Annotated in this window: 26 protein-coding genes, 1 pseudogene and 1 riboswitch; of the genes and pseudogenes, 19 read left to right on the top strand and 8 right to left on the bottom strand. The window is 39.5% G+C overall.

Annotation, left to right across the window (positions count from 1 at the left end; translation table 11 throughout):
* Positions 1–86: 86 nt before the first annotated feature.
* The 4 genes and pseudogenes from UYI_RS0131185 to crcB form a co-directional block, all read right to left on the bottom strand.
* Positions 87–1,976 (bottom strand): BamA/TamA family outer membrane protein, encoded by a 1,890-nt coding sequence (locus tag UYI_RS0131185; protein ID WP_016870608.1) that lies wholly within the window; start codon positions 1,974–1,976, stop codon positions 87–89.
* Between the two features lie 456 nt (positions 1,977–2,432).
* A pseudogene (locus tag UYI_RS37440) lies at positions 2,433–2,600 on the bottom strand (MFS transporter); the annotation flags it as partial.
* A gap of 155 nt (positions 2,601–2,755) precedes the next feature.
* The gene (locus UYI_RS0131180; protein ID WP_016870607.1) at positions 2,756–3,088 is read right to left on the bottom strand and encodes a DUF190 domain-containing protein; all 333 of its coding nucleotides are present in this window, start codon (positions 3,086–3,088) and stop codon (positions 2,756–2,758) included.
* Between the two features lie 9 nt (positions 3,089–3,097).
* Entirely contained in the window at positions 3,098–3,571 is a 474-nt protein-coding gene (gene crcB / locus UYI_RS0131175; RefSeq protein WP_016870606.1) for a fluoride efflux transporter CrcB, read from the bottom strand.
* A gap of 29 nt (positions 3,572–3,600) precedes the next feature.
* Positions 3,601–3,682: riboswitch (Fluoride riboswitch) on the bottom strand.
* 276 nt (positions 3,683–3,958) lie between these two features.
* On the opposite strand from crcB, the gene UYI_RS0131170 reads away from it, so the two are divergent.
* Together UYI_RS0131170 and UYI_RS33875 are read left to right on the top strand one after the other, a co-directional pair.
* Positions 3,959–4,387 carry a hypothetical protein gene (locus UYI_RS0131170; RefSeq protein ID WP_016870605.1) on the top strand — a complete coding sequence of 143 codons (429 nt, stop codon included), beginning with the start codon at positions 3,959–3,961 and terminating at the stop codon, positions 4,385–4,387.
* A 58-nt stretch (positions 4,388–4,445) separates the two neighbouring features.
* Positions 4,446–4,664: a DUF3172 domain-containing protein gene (locus UYI_RS33875; RefSeq protein ID WP_016870604.1), complete on the top strand. Its 219-nt coding sequence runs from the start codon at positions 4,446–4,448 to the stop codon at positions 4,662–4,664.
* 214 nt (positions 4,665–4,878) lie between these two features.
* On the opposite strand, the gene UYI_RS0131160 is transcribed toward UYI_RS33875, so the two are convergent.
* Positions 4,879–5,490 (bottom strand): PepSY domain-containing protein, encoded by a 612-nt coding sequence (locus UYI_RS0131160; protein WP_016870603.1) that lies wholly within the window; start codon positions 5,488–5,490, stop codon positions 4,879–4,881.
* Between the two features lie 295 nt (positions 5,491–5,785).
* Here UYI_RS0131160 and UYI_RS0131155 point away from each other — a divergent pair, with 295 nt between their 5' ends.
* The 6 genes from UYI_RS0131155 to UYI_RS37435 all read left to right on the top strand — a co-directional run bounded on the left by UYI_RS0131155 (position 5,786) and on the right by UYI_RS37435 (position 9,619).
* Positions 5,786–6,586, top strand: a complete 801-nt coding sequence (locus UYI_RS0131155) for a hypothetical protein (RefSeq protein ID WP_016870602.1) — start codon at positions 5,786–5,788, stop codon at positions 6,584–6,586.
* A gap of 55 nt (positions 6,587–6,641) precedes the next feature.
* Complete coding sequence (locus tag UYI_RS0131150) at positions 6,642–7,217, top strand: hypothetical protein (protein ID WP_016870601.1); 576 nt, start codon at positions 6,642–6,644, stop codon at positions 7,215–7,217.
* A 433-nt stretch (positions 7,218–7,650) separates the two neighbouring features.
* A complete protein-coding gene (locus tag UYI_RS0131145) occupies positions 7,651–8,178 on the top strand; it encodes a DUF1003 domain-containing protein (RefSeq protein ID WP_016870600.1) in 528 nt (175 codons plus the stop codon).
* A 186-nt stretch (positions 8,179–8,364) separates the two neighbouring features.
* Positions 8,365–8,790, top strand: coding sequence for a DUF4363 family protein (locus UYI_RS0131140; RefSeq protein WP_016870599.1), 426 nt, complete (start codon positions 8,365–8,367; stop codon positions 8,788–8,790).
* A gap of 38 nt (positions 8,791–8,828) precedes the next feature.
* Positions 8,829–9,110 carry a hypothetical protein gene (locus UYI_RS0131135; protein WP_016870598.1) on the top strand — a complete coding sequence of 94 codons (282 nt, stop codon included), beginning with the start codon at positions 8,829–8,831 and terminating at the stop codon, positions 9,108–9,110.
* A 368-nt stretch (positions 9,111–9,478) separates the two neighbouring features.
* Positions 9,479–9,619, top strand: coding sequence for a hypothetical protein (locus UYI_RS37435; protein WP_235148054.1), 141 nt, complete (start codon positions 9,479–9,481; stop codon positions 9,617–9,619).
* On the opposite strand, the gene UYI_RS36110 is transcribed toward UYI_RS37435, so the two are convergent.
* Positions 9,571–9,789 (bottom strand): hypothetical protein, encoded by a 219-nt coding sequence (locus UYI_RS36110; protein ID WP_016870597.1) that lies wholly within the window; start codon positions 9,787–9,789, stop codon positions 9,571–9,573. The genes UYI_RS37435 and UYI_RS36110 overlap by 49 nt on opposite strands.
* On the opposite strand from UYI_RS36110, the gene UYI_RS40330 reads away from it, so the two are divergent.
* Positions 9,783–9,974 (top strand): VIT1/CCC1 transporter family protein, encoded by a 192-nt coding sequence (locus UYI_RS40330; RefSeq protein ID WP_081589284.1) that lies wholly within the window; start codon positions 9,783–9,785, stop codon positions 9,972–9,974. The genes UYI_RS36110 and UYI_RS40330 overlap by 7 nt on opposite strands.
* A gap of 6 nt (positions 9,975–9,980) precedes the next feature.
* Positions 9,981–10,955 (top strand): NAAT family transporter, encoded by a 975-nt coding sequence (locus UYI_RS38500; RefSeq protein ID WP_199332354.1) that lies wholly within the window; start codon positions 9,981–9,983, stop codon positions 10,953–10,955.
* A gap of 34 nt (positions 10,956–10,989) precedes the next feature.
* On the opposite strand, the gene UYI_RS0131115 is transcribed toward UYI_RS38500, so the two are convergent.
* On the bottom strand, positions 10,990–11,721 hold the full coding sequence (locus UYI_RS0131115; RefSeq protein ID WP_235148053.1) for a PrsW family intramembrane metalloprotease: 732 nt from the start codon (positions 11,719–11,721) through the stop codon (positions 10,990–10,992).
* Positions 11,722–11,879: 158 nt separating this feature from the next.
* On the bottom strand, positions 11,880–12,647 hold the full coding sequence (locus UYI_RS0131110) for a sulfite exporter TauE/SafE family protein (protein ID WP_016870594.1): 768 nt from the start codon (positions 12,645–12,647) through the stop codon (positions 11,880–11,882).
* Positions 12,648–13,040: 393 nt separating this feature from the next.
* Between UYI_RS0131110 and lepB the strand changes: the two genes are divergently transcribed.
* The 9 genes from lepB to UYI_RS0131065 all read left to right on the top strand — a co-directional run bounded on the left by lepB (position 13,041) and on the right by UYI_RS0131065 (position 21,418).
* On the top strand, positions 13,041–13,601 hold the full coding sequence (gene lepB, locus UYI_RS0131105) for a signal peptidase I (protein WP_016870593.1): 561 nt from the start codon (positions 13,041–13,043) through the stop codon (positions 13,599–13,601).
* Between the two features lie 153 nt (positions 13,602–13,754).
* Complete coding sequence (locus UYI_RS0131100; protein ID WP_016870592.1) at positions 13,755–14,753, top strand: RNA polymerase sigma factor, RpoD/SigA family; 999 nt, start codon at positions 13,755–13,757, stop codon at positions 14,751–14,753.
* A 95-nt stretch (positions 14,754–14,848) separates the two neighbouring features.
* Complete coding sequence (locus UYI_RS0131095; protein ID WP_016870591.1) at positions 14,849–15,226, top strand: sulfite exporter TauE/SafE family protein; 378 nt, start codon at positions 14,849–14,851, stop codon at positions 15,224–15,226.
* An 85-nt stretch (positions 15,227–15,311) separates the two neighbouring features.
* Complete coding sequence (locus UYI_RS0131090) at positions 15,312–16,184, top strand: sulfite exporter TauE/SafE family protein (RefSeq protein WP_016870590.1); 873 nt, start codon at positions 15,312–15,314, stop codon at positions 16,182–16,184.
* A 1-nt stretch (position 16,185) separates the two neighbouring features.
* On the top strand, positions 16,186–16,569 hold the full coding sequence (locus UYI_RS0131085) for a DUF1634 domain-containing protein (RefSeq protein ID WP_016870589.1): 384 nt from the start codon (positions 16,186–16,188) through the stop codon (positions 16,567–16,569).
* An 89-nt stretch (positions 16,570–16,658) separates the two neighbouring features.
* Positions 16,659–17,576: an alpha/beta hydrolase gene (locus UYI_RS0131080; RefSeq protein ID WP_016870588.1), complete on the top strand. Its 918-nt coding sequence runs from the start codon at positions 16,659–16,661 to the stop codon at positions 17,574–17,576.
* Positions 17,577–17,628: 52 nt separating this feature from the next.
* Positions 17,629–18,492 (top strand): APC family permease, encoded by an 864-nt coding sequence (locus UYI_RS33865; protein WP_016870587.1) that lies wholly within the window; start codon positions 17,629–17,631, stop codon positions 18,490–18,492.
* Between the two features lie 235 nt (positions 18,493–18,727).
* The gene (locus tag UYI_RS0131070) at positions 18,728–19,669 is read left to right on the top strand and encodes a lysylphosphatidylglycerol synthase domain-containing protein (RefSeq protein ID WP_016870586.1); all 942 of its coding nucleotides are present in this window, start codon (positions 18,728–18,730) and stop codon (positions 19,667–19,669) included.
* Positions 19,670–19,750: 81 nt separating this feature from the next.
* Positions 19,751–21,418 (top strand): bifunctional lysylphosphatidylglycerol flippase/synthetase MprF, encoded by a 1,668-nt coding sequence (locus tag UYI_RS0131065; RefSeq protein ID WP_016870585.1) that lies wholly within the window; start codon positions 19,751–19,753, stop codon positions 21,416–21,418.
* The last annotated feature ends 109 nt before the right edge of the window (positions 21,419–21,527 follow it).

The raw sequence follows: 21,527 nt of genomic DNA, 5'->3' as shown, positions 1-21,527 counted from the left end.
CCCCTACTGAATATAGTCTGCTAGCTGCACCTGTGCAAGGTGAAGTCAACAACCTGAGAAAGATATTTCAAAGGTAGACCTACTCTTTAATTAGGCAAATAGCTGACCATTGGTGACATAAATCTCAAGATTTGTGTCACCTTCGATACAGTTGCTTCTGGCCCTTTGGTGAAGCCAGTCAACTTGACAGGGAAGTATTGGCTGTAGTTACCCCGTACTCTAGTGAAGAAAATATTGCCTAGTCCCACTGGTACAGACTGATCGACCCCGAAGCGGAGATAGGAACCACTAGTGGGTTGCAAGGGGTTATTACGGCGATCGCGTTGCGCCCCTAGTTGCAATAGCAGCAAATCGTCTTCACCTTGTCCAGATGCACTTAGTGGAACTACTTCTGTAGGTATTCCATTCTTGAACACTGTTCCTTCTTTTCTAATATTGCCATTAGCATCACGGGTAGAAACTCGTTGATATTGCAAACCTGCTGAAGCTGTCCATTCGGAAGATTTATAGGGATTGGCGTTCAGGGGACGAGTAAAGGTGACACCGCCACCTAAACGGAGAATGCGGGGGCGATCGCCATCTGTTTTTCCTTGTTCAAAGGTTTTAATGTTGTTATTTTTACCATCAAAAATCAACGAAATAGAGCTACGGCGAAAAAGATTGGCAGTGTAGGATGTTCGGTAAGGATCTCCCGCGATCCAGGGATCTGTAAAGCTGAGGTCAAACAGCAGATCCCTCTGTCCCACTTGTACCTCTGTACCCAATTTTTGATTCCTTCCGTTTAGGTTCTGCTGTTGATAGCTAATAGTGCCAAACAGTCCACTGGCAGAACTAATGCCACCCCCAACTGCTACCGAACCACCACTGCGTTCGGCCACATTCACCACTACATCTACTTTGCTGGGGTCAGTGCTAGGATTAAGGGAGACATTTACATCTTCAAACAATCCTAGCCCATATAACCGTTGCAAGTCTTTTTGCACGGTATTACGGTTGAATACTTGTTCTGGCTTCAACTCCAATTCACGCTTGATCACATAATCCTGTGTTCGACCTCGTATTGGTTGTCCCTTATTGTCTGTTTCTTGACCGTCTTTATTGCGGAACCGGACTCTAATATTCTCCACAACTCCTTGTGCTACTTGCAGGGTAACAACTCCGTTTTCAGAGACTTGTGGTGCTCCAATCACGTTTGCTAGCACGTAACCCCGGTCTTGATACTTCTTAGTTAACTGCTTGATGTTCTCCTGTAAGTCATGCAAGTTGAGGATTTTGCCATACTGCTGGCGAAAGACTTCATCCACAGTATTAGGAGGTAGTACTGAGGGAACATTAGTACCAGGATTGGCTTGTACTTCTACCTTAGTCAAAACGGGATTAGGCTGCACTACAAAGCTTACTCTTACTCCCTTGGGAGTATCTTCTGGAATTGCTTGAACATTGGAGAAGAAGCCAATACCAAATATAGCGTTAATATCTTCTTGTAGTTGGGAGCGAGTTGTGATTCGTCCTGGTTGAGTACGAATTACTGTGTAAACTTGGTTTTCTAGTTCTGGTGAGATTTGCCCTGTTTGAGATTTAACTACTACTTCAGATACCAGTACACGAGGTTCAGTTGCTTCTGGAGTTGTGGGAGGTGTTTGTTGTTGAGTGGGGTTTGAGCTTTTTTGAGGGGTTTGTGCAATTGTTGAAGTTGTGGAGGTTGACACTATCACCTCTGGTGAAGCCAACGATACTGAATTGACTATTAATGCTTTGACCGATTGAGACTTGATATACTCCGAATTTGGAACATCTGTTGAATTAGGGTGAGATTCTAGACTTTGAGTTAAGTAACTCTGAGTGGTGTCCTTTTCTGGCTGGTGATTTATAGTTGTGTGTTTTAGATTGTCAGCAGTTTGTGCATTTGCACTTTCGCATCTGCCCAAAGGGGCTGCAACTGCCACCACTGCTATCAATACGGGGGATAAACGCATTTTATTTACATTCCTCTTCAGTACCACATGCGATGCTCCATAGAAGTCGCTTCGCGATGCTCTCAAAGGGAGCCGCGCAAGGCGCGATCGCAAGATGATTATGGTCTCATGCAAAGTAATTGAACACTGAAGCTAAAATTGCTGACGAAAGCTACAGCTAGAGACAGTTTCGTTGAAGTATTCATAGTGTAAAGTCATTTGAAATCTAGGTTTGCGATTATAAGCAGCAAAAGTCAAGAACTTGGAAAGATTCAGATGAACGACTTAATTTTTTTATGACCTTATTACTGAAGCGATCGCAGCATAATTTTTTAAATTGAAGCAAATCTTTCCAAGTTCTTCACTTTTAGTGTGTAAACTACAACCGCTAATCAAAGGCGATTAACTGAATAAGCATGAAATTGAGTTTTACTCGCACAATTGAACAGTGGTTGATTAACACAGGAAAGCGTTCATTTGTGTGCGATCGCTCAGTAAACCTGTAAACAAGCGCAGTCTATAGCCAATTAGTTCGCCTAAGCCTGCAACCAACCCAACAGTAATACCACTTGCTCTTAATGTTCCCAAATATGCTCTTGTAATACTACGTGTACCTTCATAGGTGGCATCTGCACAAAGACTGATACCATTTCACGTTAGTCGCGATACACATAAACAATGTAGAGACGTGTCATGGCACGTCTCTACAAAGAAATATGTTTCACTTTTAAAGGAAATTGGTATGACAACTCCAAGTACGATTACAAACCTCAAGGCAATGTTTTTCTGTGTTACTTCCATTACCGCTCCAAATTTGGTACATGGTGAACAATTTCCACAGGATAGAGAGTCACTAGCCCATCTGTGACCATTTCCTGGACTTGGGGCAAAAAGGTTGCGATCGCTTCTTCCCGGTCGATAATTGTCACTAAAATTGGCAAATCAGATGATAGTTCCAAAATCTTTGTAGTGTGAATGGTACTGTGTTTACCAAAACCCGCAATTGCCCGCGTTGCAGTTGCTCCTGCGAGTCCTTGTTTACGAGCCAGTTCAACCAGTGCCATGTAGAGAGGTTGGTGATGCCAATGATCTGACTCACCAATGTATATAGTTAGTTGTTGCCATTCAGTCATAGCATAATCCTACTTTAGTAATCGAGCTAAAACTGCCCCCAACTGAGCGAAAGCGATACCCAAAAAAGCACTGCCAATCCAGTAAAAAAAGGCAGCTTCAGTATTACGGGTTCTCAGTAGCATCAGAGAGTCGAAACCATAGGTGGAAAAAGTTGTGTAAGATCCTAAAAATCCCACTGCAACTAGTAATCTAACTTCTGGAGAAATGACAGCAATTTGTTCCAATGTCAAAGTGACAAAGAACCCCATCACCAAGCACCCACTCAGGTTGATAAAAAAAGTACCGTAAGGGAAACTGCTACCAAACTGTTGAGCAAACCATAGACTCAAGTAGTAACGTATTAATGCTCCAGCTATTGCCCCCAAGCTAACTGCAATTGGGTTACGAACCGTTGGTTGCTGGAGTACTTCTGGTACAAGAGTTGGTGCAACAGTTAGCAGTTGGAAAATCTGTTGGAAGAAACTGATTAGGTTAAACCGCACTCTTCAATCCCATTTTTTGAAGCTTATGGACAAGAGTAGGAGCCATCAGCTTCGGTAGGTGAGAACCTGATACCAGAAGCGGTTTGGGTGAGCTCCATCACCCTACACCTGGGGACTTGAATAGTTTTATCCTCAAGACCCTAAACTTTCTAAATTATAACTGCTCCAACTAAATATTAAAGCTCAATTTTTGTAGACATTGACTCTTAAATACTTTGACATAAGTCTGTCACACTAAGATTTTAACTTAAAAATATATTAACTTTCCTATTAATACCTTATATCTCCTGTCTTCATATAAATCTTTCCAAGTTCTTGACTTTTACCACTTAAAGTGAAACTAAAAATAGAGTTTACATAAGCTAAAAGCAATGAAAAGTTTAAAATATGACTCCTCAGAGCCTCCCAAATCACCTGATAATTTTGATTTGTACTCATCAGTATCAAAACCTTACAAACAACGTATCAAAACCTTACAAACAACGTGGCTCAACCTGGAAAAAACCCATTACTTATCTAGCATTAGTCTTTGCAGGAGCGGGAATTACCGTTTTAAGTACGCGGTTATTTCCAAATAATCCTCTCCTGCCTCAATCAACTAAACCTACACAAACAATAACAGCAAGCCAACCACCTGTAAATTTAGCAACAGCTAATAATTCTAACTTTATTACTACAGTAGTTGATAAAGTTGGTCCTGCTGTGGTGCGAATTGATTCTACTCAAACGATACAAAATCCTACATCTGGGATTTTTAATGACCCTTTTTTCCGGAACTTTTTTGGTTCTCAATTCCCTACGCCGCCATCTAAATAAATTGTTCGTGGGATTGGCTCAGGCTTCATTATAAATTCTAATGGAGAGATTCTGACTAATGCTACCTGGATGTGTTTTACGTAGTAGTGATTGGGCAATTCTACAACAAAAAAACTTGGTGACATCTGAACAGGTGAGTGACTGTAAAAAACGCTTGAATACTTTTGCTTTTACAGGCAAACTAGAAAATTCACCTGATATTTCCTGTGTTTATCAAAATGATGCTGCTGAAAATTTATTTATAAGTCAAGCTAACAACGCTGCAATTAATCACTAACTATTAGCTGCCAATTGATATGGATGAAGTTTCTACTATCTCTTTTTCTATTTCTAACATCGATTTAAGTAAGTTATCTGCTCTACTTTATTAAGCTTCTATCTCATTTGTAGATATGAGGTTGTTGAAGAGATAATTTTCAACAACCTTGTACTTAGTTAGTTATAGCTACGCTTCACTTGCAACCAGTGGAAATTAAGGGGTTAAATTACCCCTATTTGCCATTTTCATTTGTTTCCTGTTCGTGATTACTTTGCGGAACTTGAATGCTACTTTTGGGACGAGAAGCTTCATTTTCATTGTTTTTTTGGTTGGCATTCTCAGTATAGAGAACATTGCCATTACCAGCGTCAACTTTTACTTCTTGCTGACCAATTTCCACTGCATAAACTAAGTTGCCATTTTCATTTTCGAGTTTTACACGGCTAGCTTTAGCGCCATTCCCAACATGAGTTTCAGCAGCTTGTTGGGCTTGCTCTGGGGTAATTTTAGCTAAAGATTGTAGTTTTGCTTGCTCCTGCTGTTCTTGTTGATCATCATTGGTTTCACCATCACCGTCACTTTTCTGAGCTATTTTGGTTTGATGACCATTATTCATTACCATCATTTGCCTAGAATGCTGACCATTTATCAACGTAGACTGATGGTGAAGTTGCATATTTTCAGGCGCTTCTGTAGCGTCATTAAATTCACCATCTCCATCACTAGCTTGAGCTACTTGTACACTGTTTTGAGAAGGGGAAGCGTTCACGGTTTTTAGCACTGCACCAATACCCAAAACACTCATTAAAGCAGCTGCTAAAGCGATTTTTATTGAAGTTTTCATGTGTGTCTATCCTGTAAATCTGTGTTTGTTGAGCAATCCAAAATAATTAGCGGATACAAATCTTTGATTATGTTGCTCACATCTGTTTGAGGGTTGCTACAGTTTCACTTTAGGAATAAAAAGTCAAGAAGTCGGAAAGATGGTTTGAGATTATAAAAATCTAGCTGAGTAAGTATATATAGGTTGCAGTAGAAGTATTTTAAAATTTTTTTCATACTCCATCAAATCTTTCCAAGTTCTTAACAAATGCGGTCTACAGTGAAACTACAAACACAAATTGAGATATGTAAAATTTATGAATAACTCAACAAAAATTATTATTGTCGGCTCTTTGCTTGGTAGTTTAGGTATCGCTGGTTTGGCAAAAGCTATCTCTGCAAATCAATCCCAATTACCTGTTGCAGTCATACCGCAGCATCACAGTAGCACTCAAATGATTATTAATAAGGATAAAGATGTGAAAGTCGATGAAAACAGAGAAAAGCCAGATGCAGCTAATGATGCTGATACTGAGGTAAATGATGATAAAGTACCAACTTCTCTCAGCCAAGTCGGTGAATACGGTGAAAGCGTCTACGATATGGCTAAAGCCAATGATTGGACAAAAGCCACAGCTAATCTTACCTCGCTTGAAAATACAGCAAAAAATCTAAATACTGAAATCAAGGGTGAAAATAAAACAGAATTAGCACAGTTGAATTCCAAAATAGCAGCACTCAAGGGTGCTGTCATCGCTAAAAATCGCATATCTGCAATGCGCGATGCTAACCAAGTAACGTTAATCGCTGCTAATATTACTAAGGAATTTGAACCAAAAGTACCAGTTGAGGTAACGCTGCTTGACTACTACGGACGCGAGTTGGAAATTTGGTTGATAACAGGAAATACAAGCCAACTGAAAACGACTGCGTCACAGATGCGCCGCACCTGGAATACAGTCAGACCATTTATCTTAGCGCGTGGAGGAACTACACAAGTACAGAAATTTGATGGACTTGTTGCTAGTGTTGAGGTGGCGAAATCATCTAAAGATTACGCTCCTCTTGCCACCCTTGTGCTAGATGAAGTGGACAATCTGGAGAAGGTCTTTAAATAGTAAACAATAGTTCTGTTGAACTAAAACTTGGTTAATTATACAGAGGATTGGATAGATGTCAAATGCCAAAGAAAGTAAACCGTTACTTGAGCTTCTTGATCTAAGAGCACCATCCTGCCTAGAAGAAGCGCTGGGGTATGCTGGAAAGTCACGCTGGTTGGGACTGTACTGGGAGCCTAAGTTAAACCAAGTTTGCTACACCGATGGTCAGTCATTAGGAATGGGTAACGAAAAAGTATGGCAGCTACTTTACACCCATCCTGAAGTCAAACCATTACTCCAGCCCTACCACTTTGGCGATCGCAGTCAACCTACGGAGCATCATCATTCTCTCCTACTAGACCGAGAAACCCGCAAGCTTTATGTAGGAGAAAGTGAGGTGATTGAAAGTTGCCTAACAGAGCCACCAACATTAGCATTATTGGCAGCTTTGGATTCCCCTACAGATGTCTCCATGATGGACAATGACCAGAAACGGTGGCTGAATTGGGCAAATGTACAGACTCGTCCAATAATTATTGGTAGTGCTTTATTAGTATTACTCGGTCTACCCGCAATTGGATTTGGTGCTGCTGTAATTTTAGACGAGAAAGATTGGGTAGAGGTGGAACTGCCTGAGTGGATGGATTAATCAACTTGGTAGGTCTAAGCTCGTAAGTTGATACTAGGTTTGGTAACTGAAAATTGTGTTGGATATTACTAATTGGGCGTTGCTGAATCACGATATGAATTGTGCGATCGCCTTATCCTCGCTGCTTTCCATTTTTACGGATATGATTGGAATCACAACGTCTCCATTCCATGGAGATTCACCCTAATTCATATTCTCATTATGCAACGCCACTAATTGAATTGTTACTTTGCAGTACAAGTGGCTTGAGTTCCATCAAGTTGCATCGAAATGCTATCGTTTCGGTGTGTACAATCTTTCAAAGAGTTGTATACATCTGACATCATCAGTTGCTATTACTAGCAAGAACAGAAGTTAACTTGAAATTTAACGTTTAGTCCCAGCAGTATACTAAATATGCATTAAGAACAAACAACTAGGAACCGCAACCTTCATGCAAAAAAAACCTTTACGCGCCCGCGTTAGTACAGAAGAGTATAGACTACTACAGCGTCTGCGCGAACGCAAACCTGCACAGAATCCACCTAAGTCTCCGACAACTCTGGGCGACAGGTTTGCTGATATAGTAGCTGATACCGTCGGTTCTTGGCGATTTATTATTATTCAAAGTGCTTTGCTCATACTGTGGATTATTCTTAACGTCACAGCCTATATCAAGCATTGGGATCCTTATCCGTTTATCTTACTTAACCTAATGTTGTCCTTTCAGGCAGCTTATACTGCACCCATCATTATGATGAGTCAGAATCGTCAAGCTACCATCGATCGCCAGGATGCGAAATATGACTATGAAGTAAATAAAAAAGCGGAATTAGAAATTGAATTGCTACACGATAAAATGAATCTGTTACGAGAAGATGAAATTGTTGAGATTATGCGACTTCTGAAAGCACATCAAGAACAGTTACAACTTATAGAATGTAAGTTATCAGAAATATCTGCTCGTCTAATTGATAATTAATTTTATCTATTATCTATCCAAGATAAATAAGCTGAAAAATTTAACATTTTTAGGAAATTGACAAATTCAGAAACTGTACTTTAAATCATTACTTCAGCAGTCAATTTCATTCTAATTTCATCTGTGTATGAAAACCTAACGAAAGGAAGCTATATTCAATCTCAGTATAATTTTCGGAGAGTTATCATGAAACGCTTAATCTACATCATACCCCTGACTGCAATTGGCTTACTGACATTAGCAGGATGCAACAGCGCTCAACAATCTACTACCCAGACTCCTGCTACTACTGAAACGACTGGGGGGACAACAGTATCTGGAACTCTTGGTACTACACAGGGAGGTTTTGATGGTTTAAGCAGTGTAGTTTCAAATACAAAGACTGCGGTAGAAGTGGGGAACTTTGACAAAGCTCAACAGGAATTTGACAAGTTTGAAAACGCTTGGGTCAAGGTTGAAGATGGTGTCAAAACTAAATCTTCCAAAACCTATAATGCAATCGAAGATGCTGCAAGTCAGGTGAAAAATTCACTTAAAGCAAAAGATAAAGTGAAAGCTCTTGAGGGATTACAGACACTTAACACAAATATCGCCACTGTTTCCAAGGGGTGAAAAATCACTAAGATAATTTCCACTGGAGATTTTTGATCATGCGTTCATTTCGCAAGTACCACCGCACTCTGGCGATTATTCTAGCTTTACCACTTTTTGTAACATTGCTAACTGGTATTGCAGCTACACTGGTGGGTGAGTGGTCAGCTAATATTGGAGTTCCGCGTAGTCTTTTGCTTTCGATTCATCGCGGTGAAATCTTTGGCTTACAAGGAATTTACCCAATTTTGAATGGACTGGGACTCTTAGGATTGTTGGTAACTGGGTTAAGTATGACTAGTTTGTTTGGCAGGAAAAAGCCAAAATCTAAGCAGTATTAGATAAAGTTATAGGTTAACTCAAGAGCGATCGCAATAGTATGGTATGTCTTTGTAATATCTAATTGCAGTAGATAGCTTCTTTACCAATGTAGTATGGCATCTTTGATGTTTGAGCAAGCTTTGGATTTAATTGAGAAAGACAAGGCTTGCTTAATGATATTTCACTACTTTACATAGCTAATGTTACAAACCTTTGATTGAGTCTGAAACAGCATTATATTTTTCGTGTGTAAATTTTTTTAGTTGCATCACATACTCTACAAAACTTTCCAGTTTCTTGACATTTGTTGTTTAGAGTCAAACAAAGCCAAATCACTACGATTAAGGCTTCATCACTACTCTAAAAAAAATCAAGCAGCACAAATATCATGAAAAAAGTTTTAAACAGGGTTCCAGAGGTTACAGGTTCTTTCTGGATTATTAAAGTCCTGGCGACCACAGTAGGTGAAACTGCGGCTGATTATTTGTCAGTAACTCTGAACCCTGAGGGGGTGACAAGGGGGATGTAACTTAGGCTTGGCTTGCCTTTCACTTTAATCACTGCTGAAAAGATGAGAATTAATTGAGCGCGATCGCGCTTTGTGAAAATAGGAGTTTTGAGTGCTGATGAATAAGAAAAATCTTGCTGTTGCTTTTTATCTTTGAGGGCGTCCGTCACCTGAAAGGCTTGCCCTGCCACAAGTTGACTGCGGTTGTCACCCCCTCAGGGTATCGACTATAACAACACTGGTTGCATTATTTGCTTTTGGTTTTGTAAAAGGACACTTTACTGGAGTAAATTCATTGCGTAGCGGGCAGCAAACAGTTTTAGTGGGAGGACTAGCAGCCGCAGTTGCTTTTGGTATTGCTCGGATGATTGGATAGTGGTGAATGTGCATCTTTATCTTTATAGATATGTGGCAAAATCTCATTTCCTACACTGTTGGAACATTGGCTGCACTGTTTCCAATCGCTAATCCTGTAGGTGCAGTGCCAATCTTTTATAGTCTAACGGCTGCGGATACTCCAAATTACCGTCTTCGACAAGCGCAAAAGACTGCATTGAATGTCATTTTGGTATTGGCTACTTTTTTACTTGCAGGTAAGCTAATCCTCAATTTCTTTGGCATTTCATTAGGAGTTTTAAGGATTGCAGGTGGTTTAATTGTTGCTCATACTGCTTGGGAGATGGTAACTGCGCGTCAGCGACTAACTAGCCAAGAACATAAAGAGGCAATAGATAAAGAAGATGTATCTTTTACACCAATGGCTGTGCCGATGGTCAGTGGTCCAGGAGCGATTGGAGTTGTGATTGGATTTTCAACTAGAGCTAGTCAATGGGTTGATTATTTGGGTTGTTTAATTGGAATAGCTCTACTGGGAATCTTACTTTACCTATGTCTTGCTTTAGGGGAGCCATTAATTGAGAAATTAGGGTCAACTGGTATGGGAGCGTTGAATCGGATACTAGGGTTTTTAATTTTAGCGATCGCAGGGTATCCGGTGCTTGCTTGGTTTATTCCTAGCCTGATTTCAGGCGGGATGGTTTCTCTCAGCTTTTGGTTAATGCGTCGATTTGCCCCAGAAACCTCTGGGAGTGGTATTCCACAAGTGGAGGGAGCGTTGGATGGCGTTTTGACCTTTCGCGCTTTTAGGGTACTCCCGGTGAAATTATTTGGTGGCATCTTGTCAATGGGTGCTGGTATGGTGGCAGGATTTGAAGGTCCAACGATTCAAATGGGAAGTGCGATCGCCAAAATAGTCGGCAGTTTGGCAAAAACATCTCCGGAAAATATCAAGATATTGATTGCTGCTGGTGCTGGGGCTGGATTAGCAGCAGCGTTCAATGCGCCCATTTTAAGCTGAACTTTATCCTAAACAAAAAACACACCAAACTCACTTATCTAATTTGAGCAGACTTTGCCTCAATAATCCTTCTATTCAAAAGATTTATGCTAGTGTAGGCAACAAGCAAACTTAATAATTCTAGATTAAAAAATGCAATAAATGTAGCACCTCTAAAACTATTAAATATATCCCACAAAGCATGGAGTAAGACAGCTGTTAAAAAAGCTCCTAAAATCTGCCAATTTAATACCGCACGTCCCGCTTTTTCCCGTTCCCTCCACAGTACGGCGCAGACAAGCCCAGTCCAAGCTGCGTGTCCAGCAGGAGATAAGAGTCCGCGAGCAAATAATACGCCATCAAGGACGAGTAGATTCCCTTGCGATCGCAAAAGTGTAACGAAGGCATAACCCATCGTTTCCAGTGCAGCAAAACCCATTGCAGAAGCAGTTCCTAAAAGTATTCCCGTTGCCTCAGAACGCAGGCGACCTTTAAGATAAAATCCTAAAGGAAAAATTAACTTAGCACTTTCCTCAATTAATCCCACGCCAAGCATTGGTAAAAACCCCAGTGTTTCTAGAACATTGTACTCAAGGGTTCCTGCTACAAGTGTTCCTACTGCTCCGCCCCAAAGAAAACAGATCGCCATTGCCGGAAGAGACACTTCCCAATTTGGTAGAGTTTCGTAGAGGTAAGTTACAAAAGTAATAGGTATTAAAAAAGACCCAAGCAAAATGACGCTAGGGACAAAGTTGAGGTTATTGGTTGCTATGAGCGTTTTTTCCATTGCATACAGGACGAAAAGCCCACTAAGGAATATTTGAAACCACTTGCGTTTAATGAAACCCATATTGAAATGATGAAAATCAGTATTAATTTAGGCAACCTCATCCATGCTAATTAAATCAGATATGCTGATTGAGGACTATTGCAACATAATTTTATTTACTTAATTACACTAGCAATCTCTGTGTAACCAAAGTAAAGTGATAGGCCGATTAAAAAAATGCTGTACAAAAGACTCAAAATTTGACCTGGCAAATGGAGGGCAAGCTGACTTCCCAAATAAGTAGATGGAAAAACTCCCACAGCTAGCCAACCAGTCAACTCCCAGTCAATATGTCCCAAGAAAGCATGAATTATTGTTGAAGGGATTGCCATGAGTGTAACGGTTGCGAGGGAGGTTGCTAAGGCTGCTCGTAACCCCAACCCAATACCCAATTGATAAAGAGGGACTAACAAAAGTCCGCCACCATTAGCAAGCAAGCCATTGATTAATCCCAACAAAGGCGACCAATAAGGAATGATTTTCTCATGCAGCTGTGCTTTCGTTTCAGGTAAGCTGCGATTTCGGAGTCCACTTAAACCGTAAACTCCCACGGACAGGATAAACCCTGCTGTTAAAAGCATCAGGATTGTCCCTGGAAGAAATTCAGTAATCCAGGCTCCCAGTAACACACCAGGGAAGCCCCAAAGACTAGTTAGTAAAGCAACACGCCAGTAAATGAGGTGTTCCTTTCGATAGGCGATCGCGCCTCCGATTGCACTCGGTAATGTAAGTGGAAGCGGACTAGCCAGAGCAATTAAAGGTGGTAGTCCTAACAGCCGTAGAATGGGCGTACCAATTGAACTCCCGCCTAAACCAAACAGCCCAGAACAGAAACCCATGCCGACTCCAACCAATATTTCTAAAAACCAAGGTAAGGAAGTCATGTTAAATAGAACCTGATATTTTTCATAAAGACTGAGTATGCTTACTGAATGCGTGATTGTAGTTATTTAATTTGGATAGACATCACTTTTTCAACTTTTTGACAAAATCCTGTAACATCAAGCTCTTAACTTAAATAAATATCAGTTTTTGCTGAATTAAGCACATCTGCTCTCTATCAGAGAAATCTTTTCGAGTTCTTCACTTTTACCTCTTAATATGAAGTTACAAACCGAGATTACAGGAATTAAAAGTTATGAATAATTTAGACTACGATTCTCAAAATTTTACCACAAAAGATTTAATTTATGACTGAAGCCAACATCAATACATTTGCTCACTAATAACTTTCAAGACTTATCTCTGTCTAATGCTTGTTATTTATTATCAACACTATGTCTAACATTCATCACCAACAATCATCCCCATCAAAAAATGAAAATATTTTGCTAGAAACAGTTAAAACAATTGGTTTAAGCCTAGTTCTTGCTTTCGGTGTTCGCACATTTGTTGCTGAAGCTCGTTATATACCCTCTGGCTCAATGGAACCAACACTCCAGATTAATGATCGCTTAATTATTGATAAGGTTAGCTATGATTTTATCTCACCTCAACGAGGTGATATTGTTGTTTTTAATCCGACCAAAACACTGCTTTCTGAAAACTACCACGAAGCTTTCATTAAACGTGTAATTGGCTTACCAAAAGAAACAGTTAAAGTTAAGAATGGACTAGTTTATATTAATGGCTCGCCTTTAAAAGAGAATTACCTTGAAGCTAAACCAGACTATCAATGGGGGCCTGTAATTGTACCAAAAAATTCTTATCTAGTTCTGGGAGACAATCGCAACAATAGCTATGATAGCCACTATTGGGGTTTTGTCCCCCACAATAAAATCATAGGTCGAGCCATTGTTCGATTTTATCCTCTCAACCGAATTGGATTTTTCAATTAACCTGTTTACATTCTCTAGTCAAAAAAAGTCAGCAATTTAATCAATAAAATTCATTATTTCATTCTAATTTCATTTCTTGATGTCATACTAACTACACAGAGTCAAAATTCATTTACTCTAAGTCAATCAGTATTTACGAAGGTTCAAAAAACTATGAAAAATATATCTCATCTATCTATAGAAGTAAGCGATAAAAATGAAAAATCTTTATCCAATGCTGATATTGTGCGTACCTATCTGCATGAAATTGGACGTATTCCTTTGTTAACTCATGAACAAGAAATTGATTTTGGTAAGCAAGTTCAACAAATGATGATTTTACTTACTGCCAAAGAAAAATTAGCTATTCAATTAAAGCGTCAACCTACACAACAAGAATGGGCTGAAAAAGTTGATATTAGTGAAGAATTACTAGTGCAGCAACTACGCCAAGGATATCAAGCCAAGCAAAAAATGATTAAGGCTAATCTACGACTTGTAGTGTCTATTGCTAAAAAATACCAAAGACGTAACCTAGATTTTCTTGACTTAATTCAAGAAGGAAGTTTAGGTTTAGAGCGAGGAGTTGAAAAATTTGATCCTAGCAGAGGGTACAAGTTTTCAACTTATGCTTATTGGTGGGTTCGTCAGGCAATTACACGAGCGATCGCCCAACAAGGACGTATTATCCGCTTGCCTATTCATATTACAGAAAAACTGAATAAAATCAAGCGAACCCAACGTGAACTAGCCCAAAAATTAGGTCGTACTCCTACCGCAGTTGATATTGCTGAAGCACTATCTTTAGACCCCAAACAAGTTCGAGAGTATTTACTCTTAGCACGTCAACCTGTCTCTCTGGAATTACGAGTTGGTGCAGAAAGAGAGACGGAATTACAAGATATGTTGGAGGATGAAGGAGTTTCTCCGGAATTCTACTCCGATCAAAAGTTTCTCCAACAAAATATCCAAAATTTATTGTCAAAACTAACTCCCCAGCAACGGGAAATATTAAATTTACGTTTCGGTTTAGTAGATGGAAATGAACTGTCCTTAGCGGAAATTGGTCAACGCATGGGTGTTAGTAGAGAACGAGTAAGACAGATAGAGCTACAAGCTTTGAGTACTCTACGCAGGTATAAAGAACAAGTACGTAGTCATCTAGCTAGTTGATGCTGAGAGCATAATACGAGTAGGAACATCAATTTCAGCTAACAAAAAATTCTGTGAGACTAGCAAAAGTACATTAATTAGGAATAAGTTTAATCATGACTAATATTTGGCTTTGCATAATTTTGGGATTGATAGCAGGAATTGTTAGTGGCATGACAGGCATTGGTGGTGGAATAATTATCTTACCTGCTTTGATTTTTTTCTTAGGATTCTCTCAGCACCAAGCACAAGGAACAACATTGGCTTTGTTAGTTCCACCAATAGATTTATTAGCAGCATGGACTTATTACAAGCAAGGATATGTAGATATAAAAGTAGCTGCACTTCTCTGTCTAGGATTTATTTTAGGTGGGTGGTTCGGTGCCAAAATAGGAACGAGTTTACCGAATGGGGTTTTAACTAAAATATTCGCCTTGCTACTAATTATGAGTGCTGTTAGAGTTTTATTTGCAACTACTAACGATTCCGTGTAATTAATTATTTCTTAACTTGTTTACCATATAATGCAGGCGTTGCTATTGAGTTTTTCAATAAGCAACGTTTAATTCAGAAGTGAGGGTGCGTTGGCGTGACGCGCCCACCGGAGGTGTTCGCTTGAATGTTTTAGAATTTACCCTACTAGTCTGGATTAGTTCTGCTACCGCAGGCTTTTTGGGAGCGTTGACAGGCTTAGGTGGTGGAGTGGTGCTTGTTCCTCTATTAACTTTGGTTTTTGGTGTTGACATTCGTTACGCAATCGGTGCTTCGCTAGTATCCGTAATTGCAACTTCTTCCGGTGCTGCTTCTGCTTACGTTAAAGAAGGCTACACTAATTTACGCTTGGGAATGTTCTTGGAAGTAGCAACGACATTTGGAGCGATCGCAGGTGCAACCATAGCCGCTTTTGTTTCCACTAGAATACTCGCTGTGGTGTTTGGATTTGTTTTACTTTACAGCGCCCATCTCTCGCGTCAATCCCGTCCTGAACACTCAGCTGATACTCCACCTGATCGTTTAGCAACTCGTTTAAAGCTAAATAGCACTTACCCAACACAGTCAGGTGAACAACCTTACAATGTCTATGCTGTTCCTGTAGGATTTAGTCTGATGTTTGTCGCCGGAGTGCTTTCCGGGTTACTTGGTATTGGTTCTGGCGCACTCAAGGTACTAGCAATGGATCAATTCATGCGGATTCCATTTAAGGTTTCTACTACTACCAGTAACTTTATGATTGGGGTGACAGCAGCAGCTAGCGCGGGTGTGTATCTGAAACGAGGTTACATTGACCCTGGACTAGCAATGCCTGTCATGTTAGGAGTACTTTTAGGCGCATTGTTGGGAGCTAAGGTATTAGTAAAAGCAAGAGTAGGCGTTTTAAGAAATATTTTTAGTATAGTCATTGTGCTATTGGCAATTCAAATGATTTATAACGGCTTGACTGGGAGAATTTAAAATGTCCCAAAATCGACACAACTTGAGTGAAAGACAAGTCGAAATTTTGGTTGGAAATTTGTTAAGATATGGCGTACTTTTAGCTTCATCTGTAGTCTTATTTGGCGGAGCTTTATACCTAATTTATCACGGCAAAGAAACTCCTAATTATCAAATTTTTCGCAGTGAACCTCCAGCTTTTCGCTCTCCTGAAGGAGTCGCAACCTCAGCATTATCAAGTCGCCGTCGTGGCATCATTCAACTTGGATTGTTGTTATTAATTGCTACTCCTGTTGCTAGAGTTGCTTTTTCTCTATTAGCTTTTATGCGTCAGCGAGATATCACCTATATTATTTTGACTTTGATTGTTTTGACTGGGCTAGTTATTAGTTTTATAGGTGGTTAACAAATAATTATCTACTGTTTTGATTTTGAGCAATTATAGAGAAGTTTAATTTTAATATTATTTTGAGATAATAACCAAGGAAATTATAGATGAAGTTACGATGGTCAAATATTTTACTAGCAGGTATAGCTATAGTTGCTACCTTGTTGGCAACTGGCTATTGGTATGTATTCATTGCTGGTGCGCCGCAACTCGACCCTCCGCAGGTAGAGAAAAATACAGGATTGTCATTTGAGCTAAAGACTTTCAACAGCAAAGCAATGGGAGAAGTGCGACAATATGGCTTAATTCTCCCTCCCGATTATGCCAAGAACCTAAAGAAGCGCTATCCAGTAATCTTCCTACTCCACGGGGGACATGGCGATGCTCGTGCTTATCAGGATAAAGCAGCCGTCACCTCCGTACTACATGACCTTTACAAAAGTGACAAATTAACTCATTCAATAGTGATTACCCCAGATGGCAACGACAAGCGCGGTACAAGTCCGTTTTGGGATTCAGATTACTATGATGGCCCCAATGGTAAAGTTGGCACTTTGATTGGTTCAGAGTTAGTCAAAATTGTGAAATCTCGTTATCGGACGTTGAATGAACCGCAGTTTTGGGCAATGGGAGGACAGTCAAGTGGTGGTTGGGGAGCGTTTAATATTGGTTTACGCCACCTGAATAACTTTAATGTTTTCTTTAGTTCTAGTGGCTACTTTACTGATATCAGTGGTACGGCAAATAGTCCCCAAGATTTTATTGAAAAAATACCAGTGGCAGAACTTAAACGCATTAGAGCATATTTGGATGCTGGAGAGCAAGATAAAGAATTTCTTACCTCAACTCAGCAGTTTCATCAAACTCTAGATAAGTTAGGAATTGCAAACGAATTCCATGCTTTTCCTGGCGGTCATGGTATTGTTGGCGCAGATGTTGGCTGGAACTATTGGCACAAATATCTAGCAGACCAACTTACTTATGTGGGAAAGCAATTTCAGCAAGCCTCAGCGCAGAAGAATTAATCAATCTGCTTTCTAGGTTAGGGTTGTTCTACCGTTTTCAAAAGTTGTTTTTATGTCTTTTTACTCTAAAATTAAGCGTCAGCTGATTGGATCATCCCTACCAACTAGCTCTCATTCTACAGAAAGATTAAGCAATGCGGCTGCATTAGCAGTTCTCTCGTCTGATGCACTTTCCTCTGTTGCCTATGCGACTGAGGAAATTTTAACCGTGCTAGTTTTGACAGGTAGTAGTACGTTAGGCTTATCTCTTCCTATTGCTCTAGCCATTAGTCTGCTGTTAGCGATCGTTACGCTTTCATATCGGCAAACGATTCGTGCCTATCCTACTGGTGGCGGAGCTTACACGGTAGCAAGTGAAAACTTGGGTCTTTTCCCTGGTTTAGTTGCTGCTGCTTCTTTACTAATAGATTATGTCCTGACGGTAACGGTAAGTGTTGCAGCTGGGATTGCTGCTCTGACCTCTGCTTTTCCTCTTTTGCAAGACTTCACTGTTGAGCTTTGCGTGATTTCTATTTTTTTATTAATGTTAGCTAACTTACGAGGCTTGCGAGAATCTGGCAATTTATTTATGGCTCCCACTTATGCTTTTATTATTTGCATATTTATCCTACTAATTTTAGGTATTTATCATCAAGTTACAACATTAATTCCTCAAACTTATCCAGCAATTCCAGCAAAAGAACCTCTAAGTTTATTTCTGATTTTGCGAGCGTTTGCGGCAGGTTGTACAGCAATGACGGGGGTAGAAGCTATCTCTAATGGAGTCATGGCTTTTAAACAACCAGAGTGGAAAAATGCTCGTATGACAACGTCATCATACCCGTTTTTGTTACACGTCATTGGTGGGAAGATTTGCTGCACAACCAAACATCTTTGTTTTTACGCAGGGCTTTACGCAAGAAACACAGCAGCGTAGTTACAAGTGTTAGGTATTATTTGTAACAGATAGGAGAAGTTGAAAACAATCCGAAAATTATAATAATTAGTTTGACTTTATAATACGATTTCCATCAATTGCTACAACACCCTTCCTTCTCGTGGTAGATGAGTTAAGGACAGGATGCTTCTACTATAAATTATATATTAAGTATGTATAAGCCAAAACAGAATAAGTTGTTAATGACAGTAAATTACTGTTCTTGACTTTAAAGATGAATCGAAAACGCCTTTCTCAAATTAGTTTATCTGGTTTTGGCTTGTTGTTGTTTGCTTTATCTCTTTGGACAATCAACAACGAACTGCGGCAGCATAACCTTAGTGATGTTCTTCGTAGTTTGACAGAAATTCCCTCAAATCGCTTGTTTATAGCCATTGGATGCTCCATCGGAGGCTATCTAGTACTCACTAGTTATGATTTTCTCGCCTTCCGCTATATCCGTCATTCACTTCCTCCTAATGCAATTATTTTTACAGCTTTTATCAGCCATGCTATCAGTAATTCTGTTGGCTTTGCTCTTTTCACAGGTGGTGCTATCCGCTACCGTCTTTATTCAAATTGTGGGGTATCAGTAGGAGCGATCGCTCAAGTAATTGCCTTCGAGAACCTGAGTTTCTGGTTAGGACTATTCGCCGTAAGTGGGATAATATTTCTTCTTGAGCCACTCACCATCCCTACCCTACTAAATTTACCCTTTGTCTCTGTTCATCCAATCGGAGTTATTTTTCTACTCGTCGTAGGAGCATATTTACTAGGAAGTTATTTTTACCATCAACCTTTAAGGATTCGCGGACAAATATTTTCTTTCCCTTCCTTTCGGCTTTCCTTGAAGCAAATAGGAATTTCTTTAGTGGATTGGGGATTGGCGATCGCTGTTCTCTATCTTCTCTTACCCCCAAGTATTCCTTTGTCCTATTTCGGCTTTGCTGGTATCTACTTACTAGCAATGATTGCAGGCATTGTTAGCAATGTTCCTGGAGGCTTAGGAGTGTTTGAAACCGTAATACTTTTGCTACTGCCATCAGAAGTAACAGCCCCAGCAGCTTTGGGTTCGCTAATAGCTTACCGAGGAGTTTACTATATCCTGCCCTTGATAGTTGCAGTGGTGTTGCTGGGTTTGTATGAAATTAATCAACGGCTAAAAGCGCGTTCCTAGCTTAATTTATGTTTAACCCAACTTGAAATTAAACTTGCTCCACGACACAATCAAATAGTTAAGCAAAGTGAGGAAAAGCAATTGCTAAATAAACGTCAACGGATTGGATTGTGGACAGCCTCTATTTTAACCGCTATGGTAGGGATTGTTAACTTGATATCTGCGGTTACTCCTAATTCACCTAGACGCACAGAATTAATAGAGCAATTTGTTCCTTTTGATATCCGCGTAGGTGGACATTTTTTTGCAGCAATTTCTGGATTTATATTGTTAACTCTGGCAGTTAATTTATTACGACGTAAGCGAGTAGCTTGGTTACTAACAGTTGGGTTGTTAATTGTAACTATTATTAGCCATTTAATCAAAGGTTTGGACTATGAAGAAAGTTTATTAGCTGGAGTTTTACTAGCTCAACTTATTTTAATGCGTAATGTTTTTACAGCACAATCAGATTGTCCTTCTATTACTCAAGGAATTCGAGTTTTAATTGGTGCATTGCTGTTTACATTAGCTTACGGCACTGTAGGTTTCTTTCTACTAGATAGGCAATATACAGTTAATTTTGACTTACCAGAAGCGTTGCTGCAAACTTTGGCAATGTTTTTCACAGCTGATAATGCAGGGTTAGAACCTACAACGCGATTTGGACAGTTTTTCGCTGATTCAATATATTTCGTAGGTGCTTCTACATTAGCTTATGCTTTATTCATGCTCTTGCGTCCGGTATTATTAAGAAATCATGCTTTAGAAGTAGAAAGAAAACGAGCAAAAGAAATTGTAAAACAATATGGAAAATCTTCTCTAGCAAGATTCACTCTCTTTGATGATAAAACTTATTATTTCAGTCCTTCTGGAAAAAGCTTCATTGGTTATGTAGCAAAAGGTAGAGGTGCAATAGCTTTGGGCGACCCCATAGGCCCTCTTGAAGAAAGACAAGAAGTAATTGTTGGGTTTCAGCTATTTTGTGAGAAAAATGACTGGTATCCCGCATTTTATCAAACTTTACCAGATGATTTAGATATATATAAATCTTTAGGCTACCGTACTGTTCAAATTGGTGAGGAGGCAATTGTTGACTTACATAGCTTCACCCTTCAAGGCAAAGCTAACCAAAACTTAAGAAATGCTCTAAATAGACTTACTAAGTCGGGTCATCAAATTAAATTTTATCAACCACCCATTGCAGATGAATTATTAAAAGAATTGAGGTCAGTAAGTGATGAATGGCTTCAGATGATGCAGGGAGCCGAGAAAAAGTTTTCTGTTGGTTGGTTTGATTATGACTACTTGCATGAATGCGAAATTGTGGTTGTATATACTCCAGAAGGAGCAATTAGTGCCTTCGCAAATGTGGTATCAGAGTATCAGAAAAATGAAATTACTATTGACTTGATGCGACGACGTACAGACATTGAAAAAGGGACAATGGAATTTTTATTTGTCTCAATGTTTCAGCACTTCCAGCAACTCAACTATGACGGTTTCAATTTGGGATTATCTGCACTTTCTGGAGTTGGAGGAACACAAGATTCTCCCGCTTTGGAGAAAGCATTAAAATATCTCTACGAACACTTAAATAAGTTTTATAACTTTAAAGGTTTGCATACATTTAAGGATAAGTTTAGTCCTCGTTGGGAACCTCGTTACTTAGTGTATCCGAATTTAGCTGCACTACCCGATATAGTGGTAGCTCTGGTAAGAGCAGATTCAGGGGATAGATTACTAGATTACTTTAAACCAGGTGCTTAAAAGCTTAATTTAAATAAAGTAACTGAATTTTTGATTTAAAATTATCTTTTCAGTTTCTTGACTATTATTCTATAAGCTATAAATCAATAACAGATTTAGACATAACTCA

The organism is Fischerella muscicola PCC 7414 (assembly GCF_000317205.1).
Classification (GTDB): domain Bacteria; phylum Cyanobacteriota; class Cyanobacteriia; order Cyanobacteriales; family Nostocaceae; genus Fischerella; species Fischerella muscicola.
This window is presented reverse-complemented; position numbering and strand designations above follow the sequence as displayed.